General features: G+C 42.9%; 12 protein-coding genes and 3 pseudogenes. 12 read left to right on the top strand and 3 right to left on the bottom strand.

The annotated features are described in order from the left end of the window. Nucleotides 1-84 precede the first annotated feature (84 nt). Nucleotides 85-1,014 (bottom strand): LysR substrate-binding domain-containing protein, encoded by a 930-nt coding sequence (locus tag B853_RS11800; protein ID WP_038885136.1) that lies wholly within the window; start codon nt 1,012-1,014, stop codon nt 85-87. A gap of 97 nt (nt 1,015-1,111) precedes the next feature. Between B853_RS11800 and B853_RS11795 the strand changes: the two genes are divergently transcribed. Beyond that, entirely contained in the window at nt 1,112-1,321 is a 210-nt protein-coding gene (locus tag B853_RS11795; protein WP_050568967.1) for a DUF1127 domain-containing protein, read from the top strand. A 69-nt stretch (nt 1,322-1,390) separates the two neighbouring features. Here B853_RS11795 and B853_RS11790 read toward each other — a convergent pair whose 3' ends face one another. Further along, nucleotides 1,391-3,082: an AMP-binding protein gene (locus tag B853_RS11790; RefSeq protein WP_038885137.1), complete on the bottom strand. Its 1,692-nt coding sequence runs from the start codon at nt 3,080-3,082 to the stop codon at nt 1,391-1,393. 127 nt (nt 3,083-3,209) lie between these two features. After that, nucleotides 3,210-3,935 (bottom strand): helix-turn-helix domain-containing protein, encoded by a 726-nt coding sequence (locus B853_RS11785; RefSeq protein ID WP_038885138.1) that lies wholly within the window; start codon nt 3,933-3,935, stop codon nt 3,210-3,212. Between the two features lie 340 nt (nt 3,936-4,275). Between B853_RS11785 and B853_RS26025 the strand changes: the two genes are divergently transcribed. The 11 genes and pseudogenes from B853_RS26025 to B853_RS11735 all read left to right on the top strand — a co-directional run bounded on the left by B853_RS26025 (nt 4,276) and on the right by B853_RS11735 (nt 13,821). Then, the gene (locus B853_RS26025; protein ID WP_010449993.1) at nt 4,276-4,449 is read left to right on the top strand and encodes a Flp family type IVb pilin; all 174 of its coding nucleotides are present in this window, start codon (nt 4,276-4,278) and stop codon (nt 4,447-4,449) included. Between the two features lie 13 nt (nt 4,450-4,462). Continuing rightward, nucleotides 4,463-4,945 (top strand): A24 family peptidase, encoded by a 483-nt coding sequence (locus tag B853_RS11780; RefSeq protein ID WP_038885139.1) that lies wholly within the window; start codon nt 4,463-4,465, stop codon nt 4,943-4,945. 60 nt (nt 4,946-5,005) lie between these two features. Then, nucleotides 5,006-6,321 (top strand): annotated as a pseudogene (locus B853_RS11775) (AAA family ATPase). A gap of 14 nt (nt 6,322-6,335) precedes the next feature. Then, nucleotides 6,336-7,091, top strand: coding sequence for a Flp pilus assembly protein CpaB (cpaB, locus tag B853_RS11770; protein ID WP_038885143.1), 756 nt, complete (start codon nt 6,336-6,338; stop codon nt 7,089-7,091). A gap of 7 nt (nt 7,092-7,098) precedes the next feature. Next, nucleotides 7,099-8,579, top strand: a pseudogene (locus B853_RS11765) (type II and III secretion system protein family protein). Between the two features lie 14 nt (nt 8,580-8,593). After that, nucleotides 8,594-8,821, top strand: a complete 228-nt coding sequence (locus B853_RS11760; protein ID WP_038885145.1) for a hypothetical protein — start codon at nt 8,594-8,596, stop codon at nt 8,819-8,821. A 29-nt stretch (nt 8,822-8,850) separates the two neighbouring features. Then, nucleotides 8,851-10,151, top strand: a pseudogene (locus B853_RS11755) (pilus assembly protein TadG-related protein). A 5-nt stretch (nt 10,152-10,156) separates the two neighbouring features. Then, entirely contained in the window at nt 10,157-10,627 is a 471-nt protein-coding gene (locus B853_RS11750; protein ID WP_050568971.1) for a TadE/TadG family type IV pilus assembly protein, read from the top strand. Beyond that, nucleotides 10,624-11,142 carry a TadE/TadG family type IV pilus assembly protein gene (locus B853_RS11745; protein WP_038885149.1) on the top strand — a complete coding sequence of 173 codons (519 nt, stop codon included), beginning with the start codon at nt 10,624-10,626 and terminating at the stop codon, nt 11,140-11,142. Before B853_RS11750 ends, B853_RS11745 begins: the two co-directional genes overlap by 4 nt. Before the next feature lie 12 nt (nt 11,143-11,154). Beyond that, nucleotides 11,155-12,363, top strand: a complete 1,209-nt coding sequence (locus B853_RS11740; RefSeq protein WP_038885151.1) for a nucleotide-binding protein — start codon at nt 11,155-11,157, stop codon at nt 12,361-12,363. Between the two features lie 15 nt (nt 12,364-12,378). Continuing rightward, entirely contained in the window at nt 12,379-13,821 is a 1,443-nt protein-coding gene (locus tag B853_RS11735; RefSeq protein WP_038885155.1) for a TadA family conjugal transfer-associated ATPase, read from the top strand. Nucleotides 13,822-13,826 lie beyond the last annotated feature (5 nt).

Raw genomic sequence — 13,826 nt, 5'->3', positions numbered from 1 at the left:
ATCTCAAAGCCCCGCCTTGTGCGGGGCTTTTTAATATCTGTCGGTAAACCGAGCTATAGGGCTGTCCAACATCTATTACTGACTTTACTTTTCTTTTAATTGAATCGTTTCAAAATCACGAACGGTACTGCGTTCAAATTCAGCAATCTCTTCTTTTATCCACTGACTAAACAGCTGCGTTTTTTGACGCTTTAAATACCCCGTTGGCGCACAAAGGTAATAGGCATATTTGGGTTGAATTCCCACGTCGCCGATTCGAACCAGTTTACCTTCTTGAATATAACGATACGCCAAACTGTGTTTAACCAAAGCGACGCCTTGTAGAGAAAGTGCACCTTCCAGTACTAAATGCGAACCACTGTATTTTAGGGTCGGCTTCGCTGCTTTATGGCCCAGCGTTTCAAGCCACAAATTCCAATCTAGATCGGGCCATAAATCTTCAATTAACTCCGCTTTCTCCAAGTCTTCTATATGGTAGATATTGTGCTCTTTCTGATAAACCGGATGGCAAGCAGGGTAGAAGACCTCATCCATTAGCCACTGTGACTCAAGGTGCGGATAATCGCCATGTCCATAGCGAACGCAAAGGTCAATTTGACTGTCTTGGAATGACACCAGCTCGTTCGTTGGTTCCATTAACAAGGAGATATCTGGATGACGTTGCCGAAACGCTGTGATTCTTGGTACTAACCAGTGGTGGGCAAAAGAGGGCAATGTTGAGATGGAGAGGTGATTTGGGTTGGGATCTTGGTTAATCAAACGCACACCTTGTTGGAGGTGGTCGAACCCTCGCTCAGCTTGGGTAAATAGCAAACTCCCCTCTGGAGTGAGGAGAATCTTTCGATGTTGGCGCACAAACAAATCGGTACCAAGAAACTCTTCTAGTTGACGTATCTGCTGGCTAATCGCGGCTGGGGTAATAAACAAGTGCTTTGCTGCCGCTTTAAAGCTGCCCTCCTTTGCAGCGATGTAGAAGTAGTACAGCCCTTGTAGCGGAGGCATACGCTCTTTCACATTAGTTTTCCTTAACTCAATGTCAGATTCTATCGTTTGAGAATAACAGGGTAGTCACTGATTATTAAGAGGTCAATGTGAATCAAAAGGAGGAGATATGAACAATACCGTGCAAATTTGTGGGCGATTAGCCTCGAAGCCACAACAACGTTTGGTTCAGTTTATCTTTTCTAAACTCTCTATTTGGAGAAAGAACCACCGAACACGGCGTCATCTCGCAGAGCTGCCAGAACATCTTTTGGATGACATTGGTTATAGTGAAAGAGAAGTGCGAAAGGAAATTAATAAACCTTTTTGGCGTGAGTGATTGGGTTGAGAAATAAAAACGCTCCCTAACTGGGAGCGTTTGACAAGATAGTGTAGGGTGATGAATTGATTACAGGTCTTCTTCCCACACAACCATTTCACCTTTTGGCCAGTTGTGACCAATTTCATGATATTTCTGCTCTAGGACATGACGCTTGATCTTCAAGGTCGGAGTCAGAATACCATTTTCGATGCTCCACGGGTCTTGAATCATCAATACCCCTTTGATTTGCTCGTGTGATTCCAGCTCTTCGTTCATACGAGCGATCACTTTGCGAGTCGTTCGTGCGTAACGTTCTTTGTCGAAGTCCGGGAAGTCGTGTGGCACCACCAACAAGATAGGTCCTGGTAAGCCTAGGCCAATCAAACACATCATTTCGACGCGGCTGTATTCGAACAGTTTCTTCTCAATAGGAACTGGCGCAACGAATTTACCTTTTGAAGTTTTAAAGGTGTCCTTCTTACGACCTTGGATAGTCAGGTAACCGTCCGCATCGATTGAGCCAATATCCCCCGTGTGCAACCACCCTTCGGAGTCAAACGACTCTTGCGTAGCAATGTCGTTCTTATAGTAGCCAGAGAACAAGCCTTTACCGCGAACCATGATTTCATCATCGTCAGCAATCTTAAGTTCAATACCTGGACCGGCATTACCCACTGAGCCAATCTTATCGGCACGGAAAGGGTAGTTGAGTGTGCTGTAGGCGAAAGACTCCGTCATGCCCCAAGCTTCCGTGATATTCAAGCCTACGCTGCGGTACCACTCCAACAAAGCTGGTGACACGGGCGCAGAACCACAACCAAGAACACGTGCTTGATCTAAACCAAGGCCATCTGCCAGTTTCTTTTTGATAAGAGAGTTAACAAACGGGATTTTTAACAGAATGTTGAGTTTCTTCTGCGGAAGTTTGTCTTGAATGCGTTGCTGGAACAAGGTCCATAAACGAGGTACGGAGATAAACAGTGTCGGACGATGCATTTTCACATCTTCGATAAAGGTATCGAGAGACTCTGGGAAAGCGGTGGTAACACCACCCATGATGGATGAGCCGAAGATGTATACACGCTCGGTAATATGAGCAAGTGGCAAATAAGAGAACAAACGGTCGTTTTCTTGAATGCCAATATGATTAATCAACTGTTGAACAGACCAACTGAACGCGCCGTAAGTGAGCATTGCACCTTTCGGCAGCCCTGAGGTACCGGAAGTATAAACCAACGACATTAGCTTATCGTCAGTGTGTTGAGGGCGCTCTTCACTTGGCATTATATTGGCGATCAGTTCCTTGTACTGATATTGGCAATTAGGTGCAGTGTCATAAGGTAGCGCAATACTAATTAAATCTGGAATTGCATTAATGACTTGTTGCGTTGCGGCTGGATCGTCTAACTTACCGCCGATCAAAGCTTTACTTTCACTGTGGGTAATACAGTACTCGATAGTATCCGCGCCAGCTGTCGGGAAAATTGGCACACTAACATAGTCACCAAGCATCATCGCAAGATCGCAGATAAACCATTCGGCACAGTTTTTCGATACTAATGCCACTTTGTCCCCAGGCTTTACTCCGAGGTTTCGTAGTGCAGACACAAGTTTTAGTGCTTGTTCAGCAACTTCAGCATAAGTGAACTCAACAAACTGTCTGTTGATGATTTGCTTTAGATAGACTTCGTTTGGGCGTTCCTTTGCCCATTTGAGAATCATTTCATTTGGTGGCGGGAGAGCGCAGCCAGTAGCGACTTTAGGGTTAGGCTGATTCATGTTAAGTGACTCCATGTCTTTTACTTGTACTTATAGTTGTTAAAACATTGTTAACTTTAGCATGTTCAATCCACATCAGTGAGTATCATTGCTCATTTCTGTGCGTTTAATAACGTTGTGGGGAGTGTTAAAATTTTTGACGATATGCGGCAGGAGAGTAGCCCGTTTTTTTCTTGAAGATCCGAGAGAAGTAAGACACGTCTCGGTATCCGCATTGGTAGGCCACATAAGCAATTTTGGCTGAGCTATCTTCCACGAGCAGCTTCTTTGCAAGGCTGATTCGTTTAGTTGTCACAAAGTCTCTAAAGCTTATCCCGACTTTTCGATGAAATAACTTAGAAAAATACGTTACAGAATAATGACATAACGCAGCGACATCTTGCTCTTTTATTTCTCGATGAACGTTTTTAGTCACGTATTGAATAACACGATCTAAATTAGAATTATTGTGTAAGAGGTTAATTTCTAAGTTTAAATCGATATTTCTATTGTATGTTGCACCTTGAAAATATTTTAACCTTACTGATTCTATCCAGTCAGGGAAATGGCTTGAACCTAAGTGATAAATTTCGGAACAAATATTATCTTGAGGTAGTACAAGTTCTTCATTTTTATTGAATAGGACAATGAGTTTTTTATCAAGGTTGGAGCATAGAGTGCTAACCGACTTGAGAAAATTATGATCAGGTTGAGTTAAGTAAATAAGGTAGTGTTCAATACCTTTTTCACTCATGACGGCGATATCCTTGCCGTAGTCTAAAACTTCAAATCTGGACTCTATATCACCACGAAAGTGCTGTGGAAGTGAATGAAATGGCTCACCAAGCCAATGAATAGTGATGGTTTCTCTCACGTTCTTTCCTCTCATTATTGAGACGGTCACAATGTTTTTGAAAGCCTGAGTGATCCAATTACACGCTAGTTTTTATATTTCTTGTATTGAGTATTAGCCATCATGTCAGCATTAAGTTTAGAACTATTAAGCAGTTATTCAAGTGTGATATGGGTATCGATCTAATATCCGAATATTCAACGCATAGCTATGTGTTAATAGAAATATTAATTGGCAAAAAAGTCCTAATCGTTAGCAAAAAAGTCCTAACCGTCAATTTTTCGTTTGTCCTACTGTTAATCCATGGCGCAAGTTGCTTTGCAAAAGCGTCATTTACATGGGAATTATGAGGGGACTACAAATGGAATCTGTACGCAAGTTATTCAATGACTTTATTGAAGACGAAGAAGGTCTAACGCTACTGGAATACATTCTTGGTGCTGCGCTGATTGTAGCTGCACTGCTTAATATTGGCTTCTGGAGTACTCTAGCTACCAAGTTTACATCAGTCGCGACAGCTATTAGCTCTCAATAACAGTTGGTCTGAAATGGATCTGCTTGTTTGGGGATTATTGATTGCTATTGGTGTCTCTGATGCTCAGAGGCACCGCATTCCTAACAAATATGTTCTTGTTTTATTTTTAGTTGTTGTTGCTTCACTCATTAGCACCCCTAGTACGGATTGGTTCGATCACGTCAAAGGGGGCGTCGTTACATTCTTCATCTGCTTTGGTTTGTTTATGGTGAGAGCCATGGCTGGTGGAGACGTCAAACTGTTGGCAGTCATAGGTGTATGGTTGGGGTTAAGTCGTATTGGGGACGCGATGATGTGGGTCATTCTTGCCGGGGGTATTGTAGGGCTGTTTTATGCTGCTCTGAATATTGCAAGTAGTGATAAATCATTGTCGCATCAGGTGAGGGGCTACTGCTTACGAAAAGTCATACCCGGCTTTAGGCACGAGTCTCATTTAGTTATCCCATTCGCTCCTGTCATTGTTATTGGCTTAGCTTATTACTCTTACATTTATTAGTAGACAAGAGATTCTTGCGCTTCTGATAAGTAATGAAGTTGCCTGTGATAGGGAGGTCGCATGGGCTCTGTTTGCTTGGAAAAACTTGTGCCACAAATTACGCCACCAAAAGTGCCAGCATCAGAAGAGGCTCTAGGGGTACCGCCCGCTGTACTAGAGAATTTAGTTCTGAAGCACTTGTCCGCTTATCCAAAGTGCGATCTAGTTCAGCTAACTAGTAAGCTTTGCGTTGTCTCTCATATTGTTGAAAACGCATTGGCTCAACTAAGACGTCGCAGTTGGGTAGAAGTGTATCAGCCTGTCACAGATCAAACACATCATTCCTATTCTAATGTTCGCTATGGGCTTACTGAGCTTGGTATGGCTGAAGCAGAACTTGCGTTTCGTAAGGACGCTTATATTGGGCCTGTTCCTATCTCTTTAGAGGAATATTGGACTGTCGTTGAGGCACAAGATATTCGTAAATACCCTATTGAACGAAAAGATGTCGAGCGGGCGCTTCAAGATGTTTATGGTTCAGATAGGCTAGTCCCTATTTTGGGACCAGCTATCAACTCTGGCAGAGCTTTGCTGCTTTATGGTCATGCAGGTACAGGTAAGAGTTATGTGGCGGCTCGAGTATTGAATGCGATGAATACGTCAGTCTTTATCCCTTATGCGGTATACGCTGACGGCAATATTATCAAAGTCTATTCGGAGCACCATCACCGTAGATTAGATGATAATCATGCACGATTGAGCATAAAGCTAGAACGACATTACGACAAGCGATGGGTGTTGTGTGAACGACCGAATATTCAAGTGGGCGGTGAGCTCACCATGGAAATGTTGGAAGTGAACCACAGTGAGCACAATCGTATTTGGATCGCGCCACTACAGATGATGGCCAACAATGGGATATTGGTTATTGATGACTTAGGCCGTCAACCTATGCCAGTGGATGCCATTCTCAACCGTTGGATTGTACCAATGGAATATTTCTTCGATCACCTAGCTTTACCCAATGGTCAACAAATTACCGTGCCGTTTATGTTGACGCTAGCATTTTCATCCAACTTACCTCCAAGCTCAATTGCGGACCCAGCCTTCTTAAGAAGACTGGGGTATAAGGTGGAATTTCGTCCGTTGGAACACTCTGATTATATCGCACTGTTAAATGAAACGGCCAAGCTTAAGAAGTTGTCTTTAGAAGATGGAATCGTTGACACATTGATGGGGCTGCATAGTGAGAGTGGTAAGGCTTTTTACCCTTGCTTGCCTAAGGATCTATTAGGTATTAGTCGAGATATTTTATTGTTTGAGGGGGGGGCGGCAGTGAAGTTCACGCAGATATTCTGCGAAGAGCGTGGGAGCTCTACTTTACTGTTGATGAATAGGGAGATAGGGAATTATGAGTCGGACACAGATAGTGATGCTGTTGTTACTCTCAATTGTGTTTGGGTTGGGAGCTGTGATGATTGCGAAACAATGGTTGGATGGACAAAACCAGCCAACGGTTGAACTTGAAGAAGTAGAGCGTCATCCGGTGTTAGTTGCAGCAATGGAGTTAGAGCCAGGTACTGTTGTTGAAGAACGCCATTTGACCACGAAATTAATGGAAGTGGATTGGATTAAAGAGAGCACGTTAAAAGTACCAGAACAAGCCGTTGGAAGAATCGTTGCGACTACCATTTACGATGGCGAGATGGTTCAGCCGGAGCGCTTAGCTTTACCTGGTGAAGGGGCAACTCTTGCTGCACTAATTCCTGAAAGTAAACGCGCGGTAACAATACGTGTAAATGACGTTATCGGTGTCGCAGGTTTCTTATTGCCGGGGAATAAGGTGGATATCCTTAATACCATCGGTGGAGGAAAAGGGAAAAGAGCTAACACCACCACTGTTCTTAAAAATATCAAGGTATTGGCAGTAGACCAAACCGCAAAAACCAAAGATAACAAGCCAGTTATTGTTCGAGCCGTAACGTTGGAAGTGACGCCGAAAGAAGCGGAAAAACTACTGACAGAAAATAGTAAAGGAAAGATCCAATTAGCGCTAAGAAACCCTCACGAGGTCGATAAACCAATTGCGAAGAAACGTTACACACCGCGACCAAGCGTGACGGTAATTAAGGGAACTCAGGCATCGAATGTCCGAGTAAGTAATTAGGTGACTTATGAAAAGAACAATTCTTATTTTTTGTCAGTTACTTCTAGTCAGTTTTTCTGTTAATGCGTTAGCAGCGCAGTCTGGAAAAATCGTTACTGTACCGCATCATCAGTCAACTCAACTAATGATCTCAGGAAAAGCGAAGAAAGTAACACTGGGGGATCCTGAAGTATTAGATCTTTTGATATTGAGATCCAACGAGCTATTTCTCATTGGTAAAAAACTAGGGACGACGAACGTTTCTGTTTGGGATAGTAGAGGTCGGATCATCGAATCTTTTAATGTTGAAGTTACTCATGACTTGAACAGCCTTAAGGCGAAGCTACATCAATTCTTACCTAATGAAAGTATCGAAGTACATAGCGCACAAGAAAAAATTGTGTTGCGTGGTTTGGTAAGTAATCAGCAAAACATGGATACCGCAATTAAAGTGGCTGAAACCTTTGCTGTCGGTGATGCCGTAGATAAGGAAAAAGACAGCAGTGACGACGAGAAAGTACATGAAAGCCCGGTTATTAATCTGTTATCTATCGGTGGTGCGCAACAAGTTACTTTGGAGGTAACTGTTGCGGAGGTTCAACGTAGTCTTGTACGTCGCTTTGACTCTAATTTCCATTTCTTTCAAAAGAGTGGGGACTTTACCTGGGGGGGGCAACAACAGTAGGGGGCGATATTCAAAGTATTGATGGGATCATCCAGCCTATCCTTAATGCGCCTGGTGTGAATGAGTTTGGTTTTCTTGGCTCCTTCATTGACAGTAATACTCTATTTACGTTTGCACTGGATGTCGCTAAGCAAAACGGGGTAGCAAAAGTACTCGCGGAACCAAGTTTGACGGCACTGAGTGGTACTCAAGCAGAGTTTATTGCGGGTGGTGAATTTCCTATCCCCGTCCCGAATGAGGATGGCATCACTATTGATTATAAAGAATACGGCGTAGCGTTAGATTTTGTTCCATATATTCTTAGTGATAAAAAAATCAATTTAAAGATGAATGTCAACGTTAGTGAAATTGCTAACTCAGGGGTATTAACCTTTAGTCCAGGTGAAGTTAATGCCGCATTCTTTATTCCTCCAATCACTAAGCGTAGTGCAGGAACAACTCTCGAACTTGCAGATGGACAAACTATCGGGATTGCAGGGTTGCTAAGTGAGAATGCGCGCAATGTTGATAGCGGTATCCCGGGGGCGAGTGATATCCCGGTACTTGGTCGACTGTTTAAGAGTGAGGAATTCACGTCTGGTGAAACGGAACTGGTGATTTTAGTTACTCCAAGGTTAGCCAAACCAGTAGATAGAAGAAGGGTAACCTTGCCAACAGATGGTTTCGTAAGTCCAAACGACGTGGAGTTCTATTTATTGGGTAAAGGGGCTGAGCTCGATTTTGATAGATACAAATTGAACAGCGATGATCAGCTTGATCTTAATGTTATTGATTACAACGTTTCGGAAGGTGGTTCCGAGGGTAAATTTGGACACAGTTTATAGGGGGGGGACTCAGGATGAAAAAACTATTTTTATTATTCACTTTTGTTACATCGCTGGGGATCTTGGGCTGTGCGAATGAACCAGAGCTTGGAATCTCAGTAAGCCAATTACGAGCAGAGCAAACACTCAACCCTAACGCGTGGCAAGAGAACTTAGGCTACTTGCCAGAGGGTAGTGGCGAGCGTTCGCAAGTGAGTCTTGAGGTTTACAACAATAATGGGATAGCCAAAGACAAAAACTAAGCAGAACTTACTGCTTAAAGGAGTGGGCTATGCTAGCAAAAGGCAATGCCTCATCCAGAGCGAAGCAAAGTGGTATCGTTTTGGTGTTAGTAAGTTTGTTGATGCTGTTCATCTTAGCGATGGCAGCATTTGCAATCGATATTAACCATCAAATATTAAATAAGGCTCGATTACAGAATGCGGTAGATTCAGCTGCTTTAGCTGGGGCGGTAGTGGCAGATGATACCTTGGACGTAACTCAAGCCGAGACGGCTGCGATCGCGATGCTAAATAGCTTTGCGGCTGCGTCTGGTAACAGTGAAATGACGTTTACTAGTAGCAACTCAGCGGTTACTTTCTCCGCTGATAGGCAAAGCTGGGTCAATGCGGCTTCTTTTACACTGCCAGCTGACGAAGACATCTACGTTCGTGTGGCGGTAACAGAGATGCCATTGACTCAGTATTTGAGCTACATCTTTGGTGGCAATAAGAATGTATCTGCTAGCGCAGTAGCGGGACGAAGTGCTGCTATTGCTTATACCTGCAATATCACTCCGGTTGCAATGTGTGGAGATCCAACTGCTGCGCCTGGCGAGGTATGGGGTTATAACCCAGACGGTTACAATCCTAATACTGATAGATCGCCTTCATTGATACATGAGCTCAAAGTTGGCGACCAAGATAATACAGATATGGGCCCAGGGAACTTCCAGTTACTGGATTTTAGTTCTGGTGACGTAGGGAGTGGAGATGACAGTGGCGGTAATAGTGGTGGTGGTTCCGCTTTAGTTCGCCAAGCATTAGCTGGGGCTTACAACGGCTGTGCAGCTGTCGGGGCTACCGTAACCACCAAGCCAGGTAACAGTATTGGCCCCGTTGCCCAGGGCTTAAACACAAGGCTCAATGATTTCTCAGGGCCAATTCAGAATGATGGAACAGTCCTGCCAGATAAATATGTAAGAGAGCCAAATAATCTGATGCAGGAAGGAGGAACCTACTCTGGGGATCTATATTACGCCGATTACTTGAATGAGTTGAGCGCCTGTGAAGGCGGGGGGGGAGCTGCCCAGGCAACATTTATTTAGGTGATGCTGGCCAGAGTGGTAGAAGAGTCTTGCGAGTGCCAATCGTTGATTGTACAGAAGATTCTACTGGTAAAACTGACTTTGATGTTTTGGGCTTTGGATGCTTCTTTTTACTTCAGAGGGTTGAAAACTCGGGCCAAGCGTCTATTTTCGGTCAGTTCCTTTACGACTGCATGATTAACAATGGTGCAACGGGCAATAACCCTACAGATAAGGGACCATATCGCATACAGCTTTATGATGATCCGTTAAGTGGAGAATCATGATGAGTATGACTAATCCAGCGAAGCGTCACGCTAGAGTTTTTGGTAAGCGAGGTCACAGTCAAGGATTGGCTGCTATTGAGTTTATTATTACGTTGCCTGTATTACTTATGCTGGCCGTACTAGTGATGGATGTGGGGCGAGCATTCATCCAATATACCCAAGTGAATAAAGCGCTTCAAAATGGTGCGAGATACGCTGTTGTGGACACTTACGGTACGCTTAATTTTGATGCAATAGCCGAAGAATCCAATATTAAAAATGTTGTGGTTTATGGTAACCCGACAGCAACAGGGTCGCCTATCATCGACTTAATAGGTGTCAACGATATCGTAGTGACGCAACCAACGGCTGCGAATAAGGAAGTGACCCTTTCAGCCACTTACAATTACACACCTTTATTTTCGAGTTTACCGTTTTCCAATGAATCTCTTCAGTTTTCAATTGGGGCATCAGCAAAGATGAGGACGGGGCCATGAGGACGCTATTGTCAAAACAGAAAGGGGTTACTCAAGTCGAGTTTTCGATTATTGCGGTTAGTGTACTGCTCGTTATTTTCGTTATCTTGGAATTCGCTGCCTATTTTTATTCGACGCAAATGGTGAATGAAGTAACTAGGAGAGCTGCGCGTTTAGCGACAGTTTGTTATGTAGCCGATAGGGATGATATTCCGTCAATGCCTGCCGTAACGAATATTTACCCATCGGGATTTAATGCAAATAATTTGGAAATTACCTATTTAGATCAAAATGGTAATACTGTGGATGTCTCTGGATTTTTGAGTACCCCAATGGCGGACTCGGCAGCTCTTGATGCAACATTAACACAGATCAAATACGTCAAAGCACGAGCAATTAATTATAGTTTTCAGTTTGTCGTATTATCATTTTTGATTAATGCTATAGGAACGACACCAAATTTTGAAACCATCCTTCCCGCAGAAAGCCTTGGAATTTTAAGGCCAGAGGGAAGCGATGTTATTACGAACTGCTGAGGGAGTAGCAACGTGTTGAAACCAATAAAAATTGCAAGCGACCGTAGTAAAACCTTGAAAACAAATTTGATTGTTTGGGTTGTGTATTCATCGTCAGAATTTAAAGCACATATGGTCGCTGAGTTATCCGAGTGCTTAAACGTCAACATTGAATGGATTGAGCTAAAGTTATTTGTTCAAGAAAACGTAAAGAGTAAGCAAACTCCGGATTTGGTTTATGTCGAAACAGGAGATGGGTGGGCTCAAAAAATAGCTCATGTTTATTCTAACGACAGTAACTTACAGCAGTCCAATACATCACTTATCGTATTTGGTGAAGAGCATGATACGGCATCGCTGAAAATGGCTCTAAAACTGGGTGCATCAGACTATTTTTCTAAAAAATTTGATTTTGAGGAAATTTATCCAGTTTTAAAAACAACGGCTGAAGAAAAGATTTTCAGCAAAAAGATGGGTGATTTAACCTTGTTCATCAATACAAAAGGTGGTGCTGGAGCAACAACGCTGGCTTTGAACTCTGCGATTGAATTAGCAAGTTACGTTCAAAGCAAAGTATTGCTTGTCGATCTCGATATGCAGTTTAGTGATGCGGCAGATTACTTAAACTGCAAACCAAAATACAGTATCAACGATGTTGTTGAACAAATTTCAGATCTTGATGAACTATCATTAGAGACACTAATCTATAAGCACTCTTCAGGGCTAAATTATCTCTGTTTTAACCAAGAAAATATCAAAGATAACTACAAATGTTCTGCTGGGATAAGCAAGTTATTGCCGTTATTGAGACAGTTCTACTCTCATATTATTGTCGATATGTCTCATGGCATTGACCATACATTTCAACAGATTATCTCTCCAGCAACACATGTATTCTTAGTTGTTCAACAAAATGTGACCTCAATAAAGCATGCTTCCAATTATGCAAGGATTTTGGAGTTAGATTATAGCGTTGGTGCCCATAGTATTGAAATAATAGTCAATCGCTTTGATAAAAAAGCCGAAATATCGGTAAAAGATATCGAAGATACAATTAAAGGACGCTCAATTCATATTGTACCTAATAATTTTTCGTTAGCGTTAGAGTGTGCCAATTTAGGTAACCCAATTGTTCAATCGAAGAAGAATAGTGCGATAAAAGCATCTCTAGCCGAGATATCGCACTTATTAGAGAACCCGAAAGAGGATGGAAAAAGCTGGTTTAAGAAATTGTTCTCATAAGCCAAGGAGGGGGCTATGTTTTTTAAACGAAAAAGTGTTGGGGCAAGTTTTTCTGAACTAGCGCAAGAAGAGGAAGTCAAGCTTGAGGAAGAGGTGGTAGAGCAAGAGGATCTGGAAACCGAGAGTGATAAATCTCTTTCACCACTAGAAGCAAAACTGAAAGCCGTCGAAGAGCAGAAAAAACAGCTTGAGCAAGACCTTTCTGTTAAACATTACTACCATAAACAATTGCTTGATACGTTGGATGTCGGCTTACTCTCTCACTTGGAAGAAGAGAGAGCCAAAACAGAACTGAAAGAAGCGGTAATTCAGCTGATCTCGGAAGACAAGACACATGCACTTAGTTCTGAAGCACGTAGCCGTGTAATTAAACAAATTGAAGATGAAGTGTTTGGTCTTGGGCCTTTAGAGCCATTGTTAGATGACCCATCAATATCAGATATTTTAGTGAATGGTCATAATGATGTGTATGTCGAGCGGTTTGGTAAGCTCGAAAAAACACCACACACTTTTCTCGACGAGCGTCACTTAAGAAATATTATTGATAGAATCGTCAGTCAGGTTGGTCGTCGTATTGATGAATCTTCACCTATGGTTGATGCTCGTCTAAAAGATGGTTCTCGTTTTAATGCGATCATCCCTCCTCTTGCTATTGATGGTCCTTCAGTATCGATTCGTCGATTTGCAGTCGATCGCCTAACCATGGAGAACTTACTTCAATTGAACTCTGTGTCTGAAGGTATGGCTCGTTTCCTTGAAGCTGCAGTGGTGGGTGAGCTCAATATTCTTATTTCTGGTGGTACTGGCTCTGGCAAAACCACTACCTTAAATATTCTTTCGGGCTTTATCCCTAAAAATCAAAGAATTGTCACCATTGAAGATTCAGCGGAGCTTCAGTTGCAACAACCTCATATTGTCCGTTTAGAAACTCGCCCGGCAAATATTGAGGGAAAAGGTGAAATCAACCAGCGTGAGTTAGTCAAAAACTCATTGCGTATGCGCCCAGACCGAATCGTGATAGGTGAGGTACGTGGTGCTGAGGCTGTTGATATGTTATCTGCGATGAATACTGGCCACGATGGATCGCTCGCGACTATTCACGCCAACACTCCCCGAGATGCACTAGGACGAGTTGAAAACATGTTCTCAATGGCGGGGTGGAATGTTTCGACGAAAAACTTGCGTGCCCAAATTGCTTCAGCGATTCACGTTGTGGTGCAGATGGAACGCCAAGAGGACGGTAAACGTCGTATGGTCAGCGTTGAAGAAATCAATGGTATGGAAGGCGATGTGATTACTATGTCGCAGATCTTTAAGTTTCAAAGGCTTGGGGTGGACAAGGAAGGCAACGTACTCGGTGATTATGTAGCAACAGGCATTGTGCCTAGCTGCCATGACCAACTGATAAAACGTGGTCTAGATGTACCATTTGAACTGTTCACCGAGGAAAAGCTATAGGAGTG

Origin of the sequence: Vibrio rotiferianus CAIM 577 = LMG 21460 (assembly GCF_002741985.1) — a bacterium.
Lineage (GTDB): Bacteria > Pseudomonadota > Gammaproteobacteria > Enterobacterales > Vibrionaceae > Vibrio > Vibrio rotiferianus.
The sequence above is the reverse complement of the archived record's forward strand: the minus strand, read 5'-3'. Positions and strand labels throughout refer to the sequence as shown.